Origin of the sequence: Apibacter raozihei, from assembly GCF_004014855.1 — a bacterium.
GTDB lineage: Bacteria > Bacteroidota > Bacteroidia > Flavobacteriales > Weeksellaceae > Apibacter > Apibacter raozihei.
In genome coordinates this window covers 2,572,380-2,589,019 of the sequence record NZ_CP034930.1, presented here as the reverse complement: position 1 = coordinate 2,589,019, position 16,640 = coordinate 2,572,380, and the positions used below count along the sequence as shown (strand labels likewise).

The 16,640-nt window shown below is 30.9% G+C and carries 15 protein-coding genes; 6 read left to right on the top strand and 9 right to left on the bottom strand.

Translation table 11 applies throughout. From position 1 onward, the window contains the following. Positions 1 to 309 precede the first annotated feature (309 nt). Genes EOV51_RS11505 through EOV51_RS11480 form a run of 6 tightly spaced genes read right to left on the bottom strand, consistent with a single transcriptional unit; the run spans position 310 to position 6,156 of the window. The gene (locus EOV51_RS11505) at positions 310 to 1,482 is read right to left on the bottom strand and encodes a C1 family peptidase (RefSeq protein WP_128152674.1); all 1,173 of its coding nucleotides are present in this window, start codon (positions 1,480 to 1,482) and stop codon (positions 310 to 312) included. 18 nt (positions 1,483 to 1,500) lie between these two features. Then, complete coding sequence (lepB, locus tag EOV51_RS11500; protein ID WP_128152673.1) at positions 1,501 to 3,117, bottom strand: signal peptidase I; 1,617 nt, start codon at positions 3,115 to 3,117, stop codon at positions 1,501 to 1,503. 44 nt (positions 3,118 to 3,161) lie between these two features. Then, positions 3,162 to 3,866, bottom strand: coding sequence for a 4-hydroxy-tetrahydrodipicolinate reductase (dapB, locus tag EOV51_RS11495; protein WP_128152672.1), 705 nt, complete (start codon positions 3,864 to 3,866; stop codon positions 3,162 to 3,164). Between the two features lie 13 nt (positions 3,867 to 3,879). Further along, positions 3,880 to 4,494, bottom strand: coding sequence for a DUF5683 domain-containing protein (locus EOV51_RS11490; RefSeq protein ID WP_128152671.1), 615 nt, complete (start codon positions 4,492 to 4,494; stop codon positions 3,880 to 3,882). Next, positions 4,491 to 5,375 carry a ParB/RepB/Spo0J family partition protein gene (locus EOV51_RS11485; RefSeq protein ID WP_128152670.1) on the bottom strand — a complete coding sequence of 295 codons (885 nt, stop codon included), beginning with the start codon at positions 5,373 to 5,375 and terminating at the stop codon, positions 4,491 to 4,493. Before EOV51_RS11485 ends, EOV51_RS11490 begins: the two co-directional genes overlap by 4 nt. Before the next feature lie 4 nt (positions 5,376 to 5,379). Next, positions 5,380 to 6,156 carry a ParA family protein gene (locus tag EOV51_RS11480; RefSeq protein WP_128152669.1) on the bottom strand — a complete coding sequence of 259 codons (777 nt, stop codon included), beginning with the start codon at positions 6,154 to 6,156 and terminating at the stop codon, positions 5,380 to 5,382. A 242-nt stretch (positions 6,157 to 6,398) separates the two neighbouring features. Here EOV51_RS11480 and EOV51_RS11475 point away from each other — a divergent pair, with 242 nt between their 5' ends. From EOV51_RS11475 to EOV51_RS11465, 3 genes are all read left to right on the top strand, one after another. Further along, the gene (locus EOV51_RS11475; protein ID WP_128152668.1) at positions 6,399 to 7,952 is read left to right on the top strand and encodes a sodium:solute symporter; all 1,554 of its coding nucleotides are present in this window, start codon (positions 6,399 to 6,401) and stop codon (positions 7,950 to 7,952) included. Next, positions 7,949 to 8,395, top strand: coding sequence for a GAF domain-containing protein (locus tag EOV51_RS11470; protein ID WP_128152667.1), 447 nt, complete (start codon positions 7,949 to 7,951; stop codon positions 8,393 to 8,395). The genes EOV51_RS11475 and EOV51_RS11470 overlap by 4 nt, the downstream gene beginning before the upstream one ends. An 85-nt stretch (positions 8,396 to 8,480) precedes the next feature. Beyond that, complete coding sequence (locus EOV51_RS11465) at positions 8,481 to 8,870, top strand: MerR family transcriptional regulator (protein WP_128152666.1); 390 nt, start codon at positions 8,481 to 8,483, stop codon at positions 8,868 to 8,870. A 64-nt stretch (positions 8,871 to 8,934) separates the two neighbouring features. Here the strand turns inward: EOV51_RS11465 and EOV51_RS11460 are convergent, their stop codons facing one another. The 3 genes from EOV51_RS11460 to EOV51_RS11450 all read right to left on the bottom strand — a co-directional run bounded on the left by EOV51_RS11460 (position 8,935) and on the right by EOV51_RS11450 (position 13,531). After that, positions 8,935 to 10,785: an ABC transporter ATP-binding protein gene (locus tag EOV51_RS11460; protein WP_128152665.1), complete on the bottom strand. Its 1,851-nt coding sequence runs from the start codon at positions 10,783 to 10,785 to the stop codon at positions 8,935 to 8,937. Between the two features lie 45 nt (positions 10,786 to 10,830). Continuing rightward, entirely contained in the window at positions 10,831 to 12,438 is a 1,608-nt protein-coding gene (locus EOV51_RS11455; protein ID WP_128152664.1) for a BamA/TamA family outer membrane protein, read from the bottom strand. A gap of 151 nt (positions 12,439 to 12,589) precedes the next feature. Continuing rightward, positions 12,590 to 13,531, bottom strand: a complete 942-nt coding sequence (locus EOV51_RS11450) for an alpha/beta hydrolase family protein (RefSeq protein ID WP_128152663.1) — start codon at positions 13,529 to 13,531, stop codon at positions 12,590 to 12,592. Positions 13,532 to 13,677: 146 nt separating this feature from the next. On the opposite strand from EOV51_RS11450, the gene EOV51_RS11445 reads away from it, so the two are divergent. The 3 genes from EOV51_RS11445 to pafA are packed head-to-tail and all read left to right on the top strand — an operon-like array spanning position 13,678 to position 16,615. After that, positions 13,678 to 14,013 carry a translation initiation factor gene (locus tag EOV51_RS11445; RefSeq protein ID WP_128152662.1) on the top strand — a complete coding sequence of 112 codons (336 nt, stop codon included), beginning with the start codon at positions 13,678 to 13,680 and terminating at the stop codon, positions 14,011 to 14,013. A 53-nt stretch (positions 14,014 to 14,066) separates the two neighbouring features. Beyond that, complete coding sequence (locus EOV51_RS11440; protein WP_128152661.1) at positions 14,067 to 14,951, top strand: nucleoside phosphorylase; 885 nt, start codon at positions 14,067 to 14,069, stop codon at positions 14,949 to 14,951. A 20-nt stretch (positions 14,952 to 14,971) separates the two neighbouring features. Beyond that, entirely contained in the window at positions 14,972 to 16,615 is a 1,644-nt protein-coding gene (gene pafA, locus EOV51_RS11435) for an alkaline phosphatase PafA (protein ID WP_128152660.1), read from the top strand. Positions 16,616 to 16,640: the final 25 nt, after the last annotated feature.

Here is a 16,640-nt window from a genome sequence, read left to right as displayed (position 1 = left end):
ATTATATTTATCTTTAAATATAAATATCAAAGCATAAATTATAATATATTTTACAATATGATTGTATTTTTTTAATAATATAATTAAATATAAATTAAGATTGGACTGAATTTTATGTATATTATTATAAGATAAAGTAGTGAAAAAATTAATTTAAATCAGTTTTAAATTAAATATAAAGGAGAAGATTAAAATCAAAGATTTGGTAATGAAATTGAAAAATAAAAATATTAAAATAGTTGGATATATAGTTAGCTGTAAAAAATTTGGAGTATGTAATTTATTTTTACATACTCCAAAAAAATATAATTAAATACTTAGTTTCTTCCTGATGGTTTTAGGTATTGCTGCCTTGTTAATTAATAAGGCAGTGGTTTTGTATTGAACATAGGGTTTTGTGACATATATATAGCCTTGAAAATCGTTGGTGATTCCCCATGAGTTTTTTACAATATAATAATTTTTTCCGGTTTGATCTGTAGCTGTACCTACTATATGCATACCATGATCATCTGTAGTAGTTCTATTATTAAATGCATCCTGACGCATTTGCTCCGTTATTAATTTATCAGGTTGAGGCTGAGTAAATAAATTTGCTTTTTGTTCAGCTGAAAGATTATACAAGTCTAAATCGGGTACATATGCAACTCCATTTTTCCAACTGAAATAAGGTTCACTTACATCTGTTGCCCATCCTACGGTATAGCCATGCTCTAATGCAAAATCTATAATTTGTGTTAATTCATTCATAGGAACATTATATGCATGATCTCCACTCCAGTTATCAGGTAAGGGTAAAAAATTTTGAGTGTAATATGGATAATCTTTGTACGAAGCTATTTCTACATAATCATTAGGATTTAATGCTATAATTTCCTTAGCAAAGGTTTGTGGAGTATACGTTTTCCCGTTGTAAACAAATGAATTAGGAACTACTCCTAAATATTTATCTAAAATATCAGAAAAATTCTTGGTCCAGTTTATATCTATGGGAGGAGTTTGATTTTTTAAAGACACCAAATATTCTTCCAATTCACTCTGCATTGCAGTAAAATTATTTTTTGTAGCCCCATTAATTAAACCTGTATATGCTTCTTGTGGAACAATACCATACTTTTTATACATATTAATAACATCGTGAAGTTCACCGCCATCGCCGTAATTAATTGATCCATCCATTAAAATATACATTTTGGCCTTATCTTCATAAGTCATTCTTGCTGTATAGATTTCCGCAATATCAACTACCTTATTGTATTTTTTATAAACTTCGGATTCTAAAAATGAATTTCCGGAATAACTCCAACAGGTTCCTGATGAACCTTGATTTTTAACTGATGTGTTATCAAGCTGTTTTATTATGGTAAACTGAAAATTAGTTTGTTCCGATTTATTATCTTTAATTCTATTAATTAAATCATCCTGTGCAAAAATTCCTGAATAAGTGAAAAGCAACATTGCAGATACAATTAATCTTCTCATATTTTTAATTTTTAGATTTTAGTTTTTCTTTTTTTGATCTTTCTTTTTCTTTTTTCCTTTATAATAATCATATGTAAAATAGATACCTAAAAGGATAAGGAAATAAGGAAGATAATTGGTTTTTTCATTTAAAGGAGTATCAGTATTAGGAATTTTAAACATTCTATCCCATCGTATTTTTTTCTTAGCCGGATGTCCAAAAGGATCATTTTCAAATAAACCTTGTACACTCAACCATGTAAATATTGGAGTTCCTATAATATGATCTTCCGGAACATAACCGAAATATCTACTATCTAAGGAGTTATCTCTATTATCTCCCATCATCCAATAATAGTTCTGAAGAAAAGTATATTGATTTGTTTCTTTTCCATTAATATAAAATTTACCTCCTTCTTCCTTCAATTCATTATGCTCGTAATTTTTAATAATTCTTCTGTATTGATCTATATTTTCTTTTGTAAGCGTAATTGTTTCTCCTTTCGAAGGAATTGCTAAAGGACCATATTGAGAGCCATTCCAACCGCTGTTAAGTGGAAATACAGAATTAGTTGTATCGATTTTAGTTTTTGCAGCATCTTTATATACAAGTCCGGGCTCTCCTTTTTTCTGAAAGGCTAAAACTAGAGAATCAACAGTGTTAAGTTCTTTTAATTTTGCTGCATTTTCTTTAGTTAGACCTCTGAAAAAATAGATTCTTTTTCCAAATTCATCCTGACCTTCCTGATAGGTAGCATAACCAAACATCTCTTCTATTTTTTTAGAGCTTATTCCTGCTTCTGTTGTATAAACAAAATAATTTCTTTGTTGTTCTTCATCTTTCTTTATAACTTCAGGTTTACCATTTACAAATAAATTACCATCTTCCAACTTTATTATATCCCCCGGCAATCCCACACATCTTTTTACGTAAGGGTCTTTACGATCAATAGCTGTATGTAACGAATCTGTAGGGTAATTAAATACCACGATATCTCCTCTTTTTACATGAGTCCACCCAGGTAATCTCATATAAGGTAGTCTGATTTGATCTACATAAGAATTTGTTTGCTTTTGTGGCTGCTGACTATCACCTATAGGAATTTTGTTTTGAAGAAACGGAAGTGCAACCGGAGTCATAGGAATTCTTATTCCGTAATTCATTTTACTTACAAATAAAAAGTCACCTACCAAAAGAGTTCTTTCCATAGAAGCTGTTGGTATAGTAAACGGCTGAATAATAAATGCATGAATTATTGTTGCAAAAACGACAGCAAATAAAACCGCTGAAATGAATGTTTCTTTCCTTTCTTCTTTTCCTGTATATTTAGTTTGAGGGGAATAGTTTATATAACCTAAAAATATTACTGAAAGCAATAGTACTAAAAGTGCATCTGTATTGGTTCTTCTATTAAAGTGTCTGATAAAATCAACCAATATAACCGCACACATGATAGGTCCCACGATAGGTATAAAAACTATAAATATCCACCACCAGGGACGGTGTATAATCTGTAGAGTTATTACGATATTATAAAATGGGATTAGTGATTGCCAGGCCTTTTTTCCTGCTTTTTGAAATAATTTCCACGTAGTTGCAAAATATAACAGGTTTGAAACTACAGCGAATAATAAATAATATTGTAATAAATGCATGTAATATCCTTTTAAGGTTTAATTATTGGTTGTTTATGTTTGGATTATTTAAATCCTAATACGTCTTTCATGGTAAAAATACCATTTTTTCCGATAAGCCACTGTGCAGCTAAAATAGCTCCTGAAGCAAAACCTTTTCTTGAATGTGCCACATGTTTAATTTCAATTTCATCGACTTCAGAACTATAAGTAACTGTATGAGTTCCCGGCACATCCTGCAATCTTTTAGCTTCAATTCCTAATTTATTATTTTCAGTTTTATAGGATAAATTCCATCCATCAAAACCATAAACGGGAATAATTTCTTCTGCAACAGTGATAGCCGTTCCACTGGGTGCATCCTTTTTTTGAGTATGATGTATTTCTTCTAAATGAACGGAATATTCCTGATGTTTTTGCATAATTTCAGCTACTTTTTTATTTATTTCAAAAAATAAATTAACACCTAAACTGTAATTAGAAGCATATATAAATGCTCCATTTTGTTTTTTACAAAATTCTTCAGCTTTAGCTAGTTGATCCAGCCAGGCTGTAGTTCCGCATACAACAGGAATTCCAATTTCCAGACAAGCCATTACGTTATCAAAAGCCGTGGCTGGTGTTGAAAATTCTATAGCTACTTCTGCTCCGTTTAAATTATCCTTAGTTGGTTTTTCTTCTAACTTTGCAACTATATGATGTCCTTGGGAGGTAGCTATCTCATCTATAGCTTTTCCCATTTTTCCGTAACCTACTAATGCTATTTTCATAAAATAATTGTTTTTAAAATGTAAAACTAAACGATAATCCTAATTTCTGGTTCGCAACTATCGAATTAGGATCTTCAATTATGATAGGTTTTACAGCTAAATCTTTATCTTTATCAAATATTGACAAGTGAGCATCTACTGCCGCATCTACAATATTTAACAGATAGGCTAAAGCTGTTAATACCACTGCATAATCCCTATATCTTCTTTCTGAATCTTCAGCATTTGCTAATACTTGAGGAGTAATTCCCTGTATACCTGAAAATTCATGTGTCTGTCCGTTAAGTTCTGCTAAATAAGCTCTGTGATATTTTTTATATCGGTTATCGTAATACTTAATAAATCCAATCCCAGTTCCTATAATTCCCAAAACAAGAGGAGCTTTAATATATTTTTTATTATAAAACTGCCCTAAACCAGGTAAAATGGCTGAATAAAGAGAAGCTTTGAGCGGACTTCTGGTTAAAGAAAGTGCAACAGAATCGGCAGCTATCTGGGGTACTGTATTTGAAATGACTATAGAATCGTTATTACCCAGTAAATGATCTTCATTAGTTTTCTCATTTTGAGCTGAAAGCATACAGCTAAAAATAAGTATAAAAATATATGTGAATGTTTTTTTTATCATTCTAATAATTTCTGAATTCTATCGAATTCATCAGATGATTCAAAATTAATGATAATTTTACCTTTACCTTTTTTATCAGCTTTTATTTCTACTCCTGTTTCAAAATAGTCCTCAAAGCTTTTTAATCCTTTTTTTAAATAGTTCGGTAATTCTTTTTCTTTCTTTTCTTTTTTATCTTTAGGATTTTTAAAAGTTCGTATGAAGCTCTCAGTTTGCCTTACAGATAATTGTTCTCTGACTATTTTTTCATAAACAAATAATTGTTGTTCTGTATCTTCTAATGAAATTAAAGCTCTTCCGTGACCCATAGAAATAATACCATCTCTGATTCCCGTTTGTATAATTGGAGATAGTTTTAGTAGACGCAAATAATTGGTAATGGTACTTCTGTCTTTTCCTACTCTATTACTTAAGTTTTCCTGTGTAATATGAATTTCTTCAATTAATTTTTCGAAGGATAATGCAACCTCAATAGGATCTAAATCTTTTCTCTGAATATTTTCAACTAAAGCCATTTCGAGAAGCTCCTGATCGTTAGCCAACCTTACAAAAGCAGGTAATTTTTCTAATCCTGCAATTCGGGAAGCCCGATATCTTCTTTCTCCGGAAATCAAATCGAATTTGTCTTCGTTTTTTCTTACAGTAATAGGCTGTATTAGGCCTAACTGTTTGATTGAAGCTGCTAATTCTTCTAAAGCTTTAGGATCAAAATTAGTACGAGGCTGGTTGGGATTAGTTATAATATCATCTAATGATATTTCTACTATGTTACCTACCAGTTCTTCAGCTCCTTGCTCTTCTGCCGAATTAACTTTTACCGTATTTTCACTTAATATTGCAGATAGTCCTCTGCCCATTGCTCTTTTTTTTGCTGAAGCCATGCTGTTACTTTACTTCTACTTTATTCTTGTTTAAAACTTCTTCTGCCAATAATATATAGTTTATCGCTCCTTTGCTCTCAGCATCATATTTTAGTATTGATTCTCCAAAACTAGGAGCTTCACTTAATCTTACATTTCTTTGAATTAAAGTGTCAAAAACCATTTCGGGAAAATGTGTTTTTACTTCTTCAACCACTTGATTTGATAATCTTAATCTTGGATCATACATGGTTAATAATAATCCTTCAATTGTTAACTCAGGATTATGTAATTTCTGAACACTGTTAATTGTATTCAATAATTTACCAAGTCCTTCCAAGGCAAAATATTCACATTGAATGGGTATAATCACAGAATCAGCGGCTGTAAGTGCATTAAGAGTTATTAAACCTAAAGACGGAGCACAATCTATAATAATAAAATCATAGTCCGATTTCAGATCTTTTAATGCTTCTTTTAACATATATTCTCTGTTATCTTTATCTACCAGCTCGATTTCAGCAGCAACCAAATCAATATGTGCAGGTATCAATACAACATTGGGAGAAGTGGTTGGCTGAATTGTATCTTTAGCTAAAGCACTATGCTCAAGAACTTCGTAAGTGCCTATTTCAACTTCTTCAACGTTAACTCCTAAACCTGAACTGGCATTGGCCTGAGGATCTGCATCAATAAGCAGAACTTTCTTTTCCAGTACACCAATTGCTGCCGCCAGATTAACTGCAGTGGTTGTTTTACCAACACCTCCTTTTTGATTCGCAATTGCAATAATTTTTCCCATCGGTCTATAAAATTTCAAGGTGTAAAAATACAATTTAAAAACGGTATTTTAGGAAAAAAATTATTAACATTAACAGTATTAACAATCCTTTAGGGTAAATGAATGCAGCTTATATTTCTAATATATAGGAATCTTACATAGATGACTTGTTTATAATTGATTCATAAAAATAATAAAACCATCATTTTATATTATTGCTTCCCGATTATATTTTTAAATTTGAGGCAAATTCGAATTTAATTATGAATATAACCCTATTATTAATTATCATTTTTGCCTATTTTATTGTTTTATTAGGGGTAGCTTACTATACTTCCAGAAATTCCGACAATCAATCATTTTTTATAGGAAACCGAAAAAGTAGTTGGTGGTTAGTGGCTTTTGGTATGATAGGCACAAGTTTAAGCGGTGTGACTTTTATTTCCGTTCCCGGAACTGTGGGCAAAGTAAGTACCAGCTATGCTTTCGGAGGTTTTGAATACTTTCAGTTGATTTTAGGGAATTTTATCGGATACGTAATCGTAGCCATGATTCTTCTGCCTTTGTATTATAAAATGAACCTAACTTCTATATATACATATTTAAGTAAAAGGTTTAATACGGAAGCACATAAAACCGGTTCTGCATTTTTTATTATTTCCAGAGCCATAGGTGCAACTGCAAGATTATATCTCGTGATAAATGTTCTTGACATTTTTCTTTTAAAAAGTTTGGGAGTTCCGTTCTGGGCTACTACGGTATTAATTCTGTTAATGATTCTATTATATACTTTTGAGGGAGGAGTTAAAACAATTGTCTTTACCGATACACTTCAGACTTCTTTTATGCTTATAAGTCTTATTGCCTGCATACTGTTTGTATTGAAAAGCCTGAATTTAGATTTTATTCAGGCAATTGATTCGTTAAATGCTGAAGGCTATTTACACACATTTAATTTTGATTATCATTCGGGGTCATTTTTTTTAAAACATATTTTGGGAGGAATGTTCATCACTATAGCTATGACAGGATTAGATCAGGAAATGATGCAGAAAAACATATCTGTAAAAAATCTTAGGGACAGTAAAAAAAACATGCTCACTTTTGCTACTGTACTATTACTTGTTAATTTCTTATTTTTATTTATGGGAGGGCTTCTGTATTTATATGCTATGAATCATGGGGCTGAATATGAGGTTTACAGTAATGGTGACGTTATAAAAAATATATTTGGATTTAGCGATTCATCAGGTGCGATAAAAAATATTATGGGAGATAATTTATTTCCTACCTTATCTTTAGGAGGATATTTCCCTCAATTGTTATCTATAATTTTTATTATAGGTTTGGTTTCTGCTCTTTTTCCATCTGCTGACGGAGCATTAACTTCTCTGACATCTTCTTTTTGTGTCGATATTCTAGGATTACCAAAAAAACAAAACCTTACAGAAAAGAAAAAGAAAATGATAAGAATCAGAATTCATTTGATTTTTACTTTTATTTTTCTTTTATTAATATTGGTGTTTAAGAAAATTAATAATGAATCTATAGTTTACATTATTATGGATTTAGCAGGTTTTACCTACGGTCCTTTATTAGGTCTTTTTGCCTTTGGAATTTTTACAAAAAAATCCCTTCCAAAAAACGGAATGATATTTACCGTTTGTTTAATTGCTCCTATTATCAGCTATTTAAGCAGAATGCTTATTTCTAAACTAGGATATGGAATCGGATTAGAATTAATAATCCTTAATAGTGGATTAACTTTCCTTGGTTTATTACTTATATCACAGAACAAAAACAAAATAAAGATATGAAAACATTAGAAAAGAGAACAGATATTATTTTAGAGTCATCTATAGATACAATTGATAAACTTCAAAAGATTTGTCAGCTTTTATATGATGAAATTGATTATTATAACTGGGTAGGTTTTTATTTTAAAAATGGTGATAAAGACGAGTTGAAACTGGGACCTTATGTCGGAGCTGCTACAGATCATATCATTATTCCCTTCGGAAAAGGTATTTGTGGACAGGTAGCAGTATCAAATGAAACCTTTATGGTTCAGGATGTGAATGAACAGGACAATTATTTATCCTGTAGTATTGATACTAAATCTGAAATTGTAGTACCTATTTTCAAAAATGGTAATAATATTGGTCAAATAGATATCGACAGTCACAAAATAAATCCATTTACTTTAGATGATAGAACTTTCCTTGAAAACCTTTGTGAAAAATTAGGTTTATTGCTTTAATTTTAGAATTTAGTTAAATTTAGTTAAAATATTAAACCTTTTCTTAGTTGCACTGTCAATAGTGCAAATGAAAAATAATAAAGTTATGAAAAAGGTATTAATAGTAAGCGCTTTTGTTTTAGCTTCCGGTGTAGCATTTTCTCAAACAAGTAAAAATGTAGAAGATCCTATCAAAAGAGAAGAAAGAGCTAAAGATCTTAAAGATAAAATGGCAAAAGAACTTAATTTGTCAGAAAATCAGATTAAACAAATCAATGCAATTGACGATAAATATAAGTCTCAGGAAGAATCTCTCCATGCACAGGCAGAAGCTATTCATGAAAAAAGAAAAAAGCTGAGAGAGGATAAAAAAGCTGAAATTGATAAAATTTTTACCGAAGAACAAAAACTTAAATTAAAAGACATGAAGGATAAATATCATGGTAAAAAGATGCATCATAGCGACAGCAGAAAAGGTAGCTCTAAAAGAAAATAGTCTAATTTATTACCCAATAAAAAATCCGGATGAATATCCGGATTTTTTATTGGTATATTTTTTCTTAAGCAAATTTTTGCATATCAATCAGGTTTTTATAGGTGCCGTTTTTCTCTAGCAATTCCTGATGTGTTCCTTGTTCTATAACTTTTCCTCTTTCCATTACAACGATTAGGTCAGCATTAATAATTGTTGATAAACGGTGAGCTATTACTAATGATGTACGGTTTGTCATAAGATTGTCTAAAGCTTCTTGTACTAAACGTTCACTCTGAGTGTCTAAAGCAGAAGTTGCTTCATCCAATATCATTACCGGAGGATTTTTCAGAATGGCTCTTGCTATGGCTATCCTTTGTTTTTGTCCTCCAGATAATTTAGCTCCACCTTCTCCAATGGAAGTGTCAAACCCTTCAGGCTGTCTTTCAATAAATTCTAATGCATTAGCCACTCTTGCAGCATTTATAACATCATCCATAGATGCATTAGGATTACTTAATTTTATGTTATTAGCTATCGTATCATGAAATAAAATAGATTCCTGAGTAACCATACCTAAAAGCTTTCGATAACTTTTAAGGTTCAAATCTCTTAAATCATGTCCATCAACCAATATTTTACCTCCAGAAACATCGTAAAAACGAGCCAATAAATTAGCTAAAGTAGTTTTTCCTCCCCCACTCTGTCCTACAATGGCAACGGTTTTTCCGATAGGTATATTAATTGTAACATCTTGTAAAACCGGTTGTTTTTCTTCATATTGAAATTCAACATTTTGGAAAGTAATACCCTGTTTGATTTCTGTTAATTCTACCGGATTTTCAGGTTCATATATTTGAACACTTGTTTCAAGAGTTTCAATCAGTCTGTCAGTAGATGCACTACCTTTATGCAAATTAGTTAAAGAAGTAGAAAGGGTTTTTGCCGGTTCCAGTAATTGAAAAAACAAACCTGTATAAACAAGAAAAGAAGATAAATCCATTCCTTTTCCTTCAAGAATCAGTGTACCTCCATACCACGTAATAACAATCATTGCTACCGAACCTAAAAATTCTGATGAAGGTGATGCCAGTTCATACTTTTTCATCATATTTATAGATAGTTTTCGCAAGTACAGCACGCTATTCATAAACCGCTGTCTCATGGTTTCTTCAGCATTAAATATCTTAATTACCTTTCCTCCGTTTAATGTTTCATCAATGATAGATAAAACATTTCCTGATTCATTAAGTCCTCTACGAGCATCTTTTTTTAAGCTTTTACCTATAGATGAAATAATCCATGCCATAAATGGTAAAACTACCAAAGCTATGACAGTCAACGATGGACTTATTATAAGCAAAGAGGCTAAAGTAATAAGAATAGAAAATGGAGTTCTGAATAATTCCAAAACAGCATTTAAAATATTTCCTTCTACCTCTCCTACGTCTCCGGAAAGTCTAATCATAATATCTCCTTTTTTTCTCTCCGTAAAAAAAGAAACCGGTAAAGCCAGAATTTTATCAAACATAGCCAGACGGAGATCTTTTGAAACTCCGCTACGTAATAGAACTATAAAATACTGTGCAATGTATCTGAAAACATTACGTAATAAAAATAAACAAACCACCGCTATACACAAATAGGTCAGAAACGTTTTAGCTCCTACCTGTTCTATATTATTTTGAAGATATAAATAAAATTCATATTTAAGCCGTGTAAACCAACCCGACCAACCGTCTGTTATTTGTTCCTGCACATGGGCAAGTGTTTCTTGTTGTCTTACACTTCCTCCCAAAAGCATGTCTAAAATAGGCATAATGGAAAGAACGGAAACTACAGAAAATAAAGAATATAAAATATTAAAAAAAACCCCTGAGAAAAAGTATTTCTTGTAGGGATAAGCAAATTGTTTAAGAATTTTTTTAAGTGAACTCATATGATGTAATAAGCTTACAAAGGTAATTAATTTTTTTTTGTTAATTTAAAAACTAGCCTGTATACCTATATGCACTTTTGAATCTGAAAAGTTGACCGGTTCTGAATCATATTTACCAACAGCATAATTAAGAGAAAATATACCAAAACGTGTTAAAAAATTAATTCCGATTCCGGTTCCTAATAAAAAAGGATGAGAATTTCTGTATTTATTTTCGGTCCAGGCTACATCGGCAAAAACTGTAAAAAACATTTCTTCAAAAGGAACATATCTATACTCTAAAGAAGCAGCCAGATAAGCATTTGCATATATAGATTGTTCATTAAAACCTCTTATGCTCTTTAGTCCTCCCAATCTATATAATTCATTAATTGTTAATGTATCAGATAATAATGTTGCTGCATCAATTCTGGATTTAATATAATGAGAAGATGAAAGTTTAAAGAGTTTTTCTATTTTAGCAGATAATTCATACTCAGTTAGATTGTTTTGGTTTTCCGGAATATTCCTAAAAATACTTCCTTTTATTGCATACAAATTTTTATTTCCCAGCAGGGAAAGATTACTTTTTTCCAAATATTGATAGGTTAATCCTAATCCTGACTTTGAAAAGTTACTGTTAATGGTATCTGAATTTAAAACATATCTAGAATTTTCAAAACTTCCCTCTACTCCTATTCTTTGGTTATAAGAATATTGATAGTATAAGTGCTCTTTAAGTTTTATATTAGCAAATGTACTGTCTTGCTTGAAAATGTTTAGTTGAGTTTCCGTTCCTAATTTTGTTTTAAATAAATAGGGTACATGAACCTGAAAATCAAAGTTCTGAGATTTTTCCGGCGTGGATAACCAGTTTAAATTTATGGTTTCAAATGAATTAAATATATTACCCAATGACAAACGTATCTGCCCGTTAAGCTTAAGTTTTCCGTTCTGATCGTTTCCAAAACCTAAAATTCCATCAAAAGAACTCGCTTTTTTCTTTTTTAAATATAAATATATAGCTGTCGAATCGGGTGTAAATAATACTTGAGGATTTTTATCTTCCAGAATAAAATTTGATGCTTTCAATTTATCCGATATTTCTTTAAGCCTTGAATCTTCATAAGGCTTACCTATAAAATCATATTCCAATTCTTTTTTTATTCCTTTCGGAAGATTTGTATACCCAGCAATAACAAAAGAATTAATTATTCTTTTATTGTTTAAATCAACAGAAACTGTAGCTTCAACCGGTAGCTTTGAAAAATTAAAATCTGTTGTAATCTGATTAAATGCATACCCTTTTTTAAGGTAGTAATAATGTATTATATTTACTAAAGAATCTACGTTTGAAGTAGAATAATCATGTTTTAAATGTACCGCCAACTGAGAAAGAGAATCAAGTTTTACAAGTACTTTTTTATAAAATACTCCTCTGGTAATATAAATATTTACATCTTTCTCCCCTTGTTTTACTGAATCTATTTTCAAGGTATAAAACCCTTGATTTACAAGTGAATCAAGTACAGAATTAATTTTTTTAGGTTGTGCTGATATCTTGAACCATAACTGCTTTTCAGTATAAAAATTTAATTTTTTATTCTGTTCCTGAGCAGATACTAACACAACAGACAATAAAAAAACTATATGAAACAGATATTTAACATTCATATACAGTCTGTTAAAAGAAGAATAATTTAAGATTTTAATTACAAATTTATAATTTATTATTAAGATTAATACAAATACTCATTACTGTTGTTCTCAATATAAGTGATTGGAAATAATTGCAAAGATTTTAATGCTTAGAGTTTTGTTCAGATTAATTTTTTGAGTTTAAAAATTGTTTATTTACTTTCTTCCATTTTTCAGGATATTTATTTAAATAACTTTGGTGATATGATAACGGAAACAACATAGATGTTTTATCTTTACTTTTAAAATTAGTATAAATTCTCTCTGATTCATTTACAGGTATTCTTGGATCCCTGCCTCCGTAAAGAAATAAAACAGGTATTTCGATTTTTTTTGCATATTCATCCGGATTCATTTCAAAAGCATTAAAACCGTTAACTACTCCTCCCCAGAAGGTAACTAAATACGAAAGAGTCTTTCCTACATAAGGTATTTTCATTCGAACTTTAACAGCATCAATCATTTTACCGTACGGAGCTTCCAGAATAATACCTTTTACATTTAAATGATAATCATGCTGTGCTTTGATTATGGCTGCTGCACCCATTGAAAAACCTGCCAAAAATATATTTTCTTCATTAAGATCATTACGTGCATATTCATACGCTTGTCTGACATTTTCCGCTTCTTTATATCCAATGGTACACTGATTACCGGATGAATTACCGGCACCATTAAAATCGACTAACAAAACACTATATCCCAAATCTTCATAAACGTAGGCTCTATCCAGCATTGTTGACTTCTCTGCACGAAAACCGTGAAAAAGTAAGATAATGCCTTTAGATTTTTTTTCTGGTGATAATAGCCAGGCTTCTAAAAACTTGTCTTTTCCCAACTTAATTTTTTTTACTTCATAACTTTTTTCCGGTAAAATATCAGAACTGGGTTTAGGTATATCAATTCCCTTTATCAATGTTTTAAAATCCAACTTTAAATTACTTCCGGAAGTTTGTTTCTCAACAAAATGAGTAAGGCTATATGCTTGTAAAGCTAAAAAAGCATTAACAATTAAAAACAGGGATAGTATTATTATAATAAAGAACTTTAACCATCTATTTTTTATCATGAATCCAAATATATATATTAATTAAATAAAAAAACTTTAAGCTGTTTTTAAATTCAAACTATGTTATGAATTGTATTAATAATAATTTAACTCTAATATCTGTTAAAAATTATTAATTTCGTGTATTAAATTTAAGATATAATTTTATGGATCTTCAAGACCAGTTAAAAAAACTTTTTCCTGAGCATGAATTTCAGGAAGGAGAACAACAATCATCTGAAGAACATTCTTTGTTTTTACAGGACGAACCTATAGTGTGTAAATATGAAAAAAAAGGAAGAAACGGGAAACCTGTAACTATTCTTGAAAATTACAACGGTTCCGATGAAGATTTAAAAATGCTTGCAAAAGATATAAAATCGAAATTAGGTGTAGGCGGTTCTGTAAAAGATGATACGATTGTAATCCAGGGAAATTTCAGAGATAAAATAATGGAACTCTTAAAAGAGAAAGGTTTTTCTGTGAAGCGGGTCGGCGGTTAATCCGAATTCAGAAAAAATATAAATTTTAGTTCTTAATTCAAACCACATGCAAAATGACACAAAAATTAGCAAATTCAGAATTAATTCTGAATCCAGAAGGTAAAGTATATCATTGTAATTTAAAACCTGAAGAGCTTGCAGATACTATTATATTAGTCGGAGATCCGGATAGAGTTCCTAAAGTATCAAACTACTTCGATACCATTGAAGTTGCTTCTCAAAAACGGGAAATAGTTTCACATACCGGTACGTACAAAGGTAAAAGACTTACTGTAATTTCTACAGGAATGGGAACAGATAATATTGACATTGTTCTTAACGAACTTGATGCTTTAGCAAATATAGATTTTGAAAATAAAGAAATCAAATCAACTCCTACCCAGCTCACTTTCGTACGGTTAGGAACCTCAGGATCTTTACAAGCAGATATACCTGTAGATAGTATAGTTGCTTCTGCTAAAGGTTTGGGATTTGACGGGTTAATGAGCTTTTATAATCATACTGAGAGCTTTTATTCAGATCAAATGATTGAGGAATTTGTCAATCAGACTCAGTGGAATTCTAAAAGAGCACTACCTTACCTTGTAGATTGTTCCGAAGATTTGTTACATCATATGACAAAAGACTCATCCATTTATCAGGGAATTACAGCAACAGCGATAGGATTTTACGGACCTCAGGGAAGAATTTTGAGGTTGGATCTGGATGATCAGGCTATGAATGAAAAACTTGCAAATTTTCATTATCAACATCATAGAATCACAAATTTTGAAATGGAAACATCTGCCATATATGGCTTATCCAAGCTTATGGGGCATAAGGCTTTATCATTAAATACCATAATAGCCAATCGTGCTTCAGGTACATTCAGTACTGATCCGTACGCTGCTATAGATTCAATGATAACATTTGCCCTTGACAGACTTAGTAAATTTTAATCTTATCTTTATTTAATCAAATGAAATATATTAAAATAAAAGCTTTTAAATTGTTTTTTTTAATCGCTTTAACCGTAGGATATTCTTTTTCCTATGCTCAAACTGAAAGGCCTAAATTAATTATTGGTATTGTCGTTGATCAAATGCGAATGGAATACCTTTACAGGTACGATCCTTATTTTTCAAATAAAGGTTTTAAACGATTGATAAAGGATGGATTTCTTTATTCAAATATGCATTATAATTATGTACCTACACACACTGCACCTGGACACGCATCTATATATACAGGTACCACACCTGTAAATCATGGAATTATGGGAAACAGCTGGTATAACCGGGAACGTAAAAAGAAAATGTATTGCACTGAAGATGATACAGTAAGTCCTTTAGGAACACCGGCTCAGGAAAGTGAAGGTAAAATGTCTCCTAAAAATTTACAGTCTACAACCATTACAGATGAATTAAAATTGTCAACAAATTTCAGAGGCAAAGTTTTTGGAGTAAGTATGAAAGACCGGGGGGCTATTTTACCTGCCGGTCATTTTGCCGATCGTGCGTACTGGCTTTCGGATAATGGAAACTTTATCTCAAGTACATTTTACGGTAAAGATTTTCCTGCTTGGGTAAATACGTATAATCTGGAGAAAAAGTATATGAAATATATTAATGAAGGCTGGAACCTTTTTAGAGATAAATCTCTATATAAAGAGAGCCTTTCAGATAATAATTCGTATGAAATGATGTCATTTACGGCAGATCAAAAAGCTGTATTTCCATATAATTTAAAAGAAGCTTACGATAAACAAGGTGCAAAAGTTTTAAAATCCACTCCTTTTACAAGTGATATGATCGTTGATTTTGCTAAAGAATTAATTGTCAGAGAAGATTTGGGTAAAGATGCTGATACTGATTTTTTAGCTTTAAGCTTTTCTGCCACTGATGTGATTTCTCACATGACTTCGCCAAGATCTATGGAAACTCAGGATACTTATATGAGATTAGATGAAAATATTGCTGATTTACTCTCATTTTTAGATGCCAAAATAGGCAAAAACAATTACTTATTGTTTTTGACAGCCGATCATTCCGGTGCTGAAAACCCTCTTTACTTAAATGATAATGGATATGAAGTTGCTTCTATTGATTACAAAGAAGTAACAAAAAAACTTAAAGATTTTTCTGTACAGACTTTCGGAAAAGATTTTATTGAAACTTATTCTACACAAAACATATATTTGAACGAAGATGCTATTGCATCATCAGGTAAAAACCCAAATGAAATTATTGAAAAATTAGTCTCTTATGTAGAAAGTTTTCCTTGGGTTAAACGAGTGTATACTGAAGCTCAAATTTTATCTGCTAATCCTACTGATGAGCATGCTTCAATGATTTTCAGAGGATATGATAAAACTCAAAACGGGCAATTATATGTTCTTTTAAAGCCTGCATATATGGAATATATGAAGGAAGGAACTACCCATGGTGCAAGCTATACTTACGATACGCATGTACCTGCTCTATTTTACGGCTGGAAAATTCATCATGGAATAAGTCATAAAAAACAAGTGATTACCGAAATAGCCCCTACTTTGTCTCAAAAAGTACAGATTACATTTCCTAATTCAACTTCTGCTCAGGTCCTTAATGAAATTTTAGAATAATTTTTTAAAAATTAGAGTTGAAAGA